Origin of the sequence: Flammeovirga aprica JL-4, from assembly GCF_012844305.1 — a bacterium.
Lineage (GTDB): Bacteria > Bacteroidota > Bacteroidia > Cytophagales > Flammeovirgaceae > Flammeovirga > Flammeovirga aprica.
This window is the reverse complement of sequence record NZ_JABANE010000448.1, coordinates 1-517: the sequence shown is the minus strand read 5'-3', so window position 1 is coordinate 517 and position 517 is coordinate 1. Positions and strand designations below refer to the sequence as shown.

2 protein-coding genes are annotated in these 517 nt (G+C 58.6%); both read left to right on the top strand.

The genetic code is table 11. The features are described 5' to 3' along the window. The first annotated feature begins 13 nt into the window (after positions 1–13). Positions 14–121 (top strand): hypothetical protein, encoded by a 108-nt coding sequence (locus tag HHU12_RS36090; protein ID WP_227649018.1) that lies wholly within the window; start codon positions 14–16, stop codon positions 119–121. 14 nt (positions 122–135) lie between these two features. After that, positions 136–517: biotin/lipoyl-containing protein (locus HHU12_RS34870; RefSeq protein ID WP_317170786.1), on the top strand; the 382-nt coding region annotated here is incomplete at its 3' end.

Genomic DNA, 517 nt, shown 5'->3' with positions numbered 1-517 from the left:
GTTTGGGGCCTCTCTGCGTTATGCAGGCCGCCCGGCCTCCGCCTCTCCGGCGGTAGGGTATATGTCCGTTCACCAGAAACAGCAACAAGATCTGGTCAATGACGCGCTGAACGTCGATTAATTAAAGGATACACAATGAGTAGCGTAGATATTCTGGTTCCCGACCTGCCTGAGTCCGTAGCTGACGCAACCGTCGCCACCTGGCACAAAAAACCGGGCGACGCGGTCGTCCGTGACGAAGTTCTGGTCGAAATCGAAACTGACAAAGTGGTACTGGAAGTACCGGCATCAGCGGACGGCATTCTGGATGCAGTGCTGGAAGACGAGGGCGCCACCGTCCTGTCTCGCCAGATCCTTGGCCGCCTGCGCGAAGGCAACAGCGCAGGTAAAGAAAGCAGCGAGAAAGCCGATGCGAAAGCGTCCACTCCGGCGCAGCGTCAGCAGGCCTCTCTGGAAGAGCAGAACAACGACGCGCTGAGCCCGGCGATCCGTCGTCTGCTGGCTGAACACAACCTTG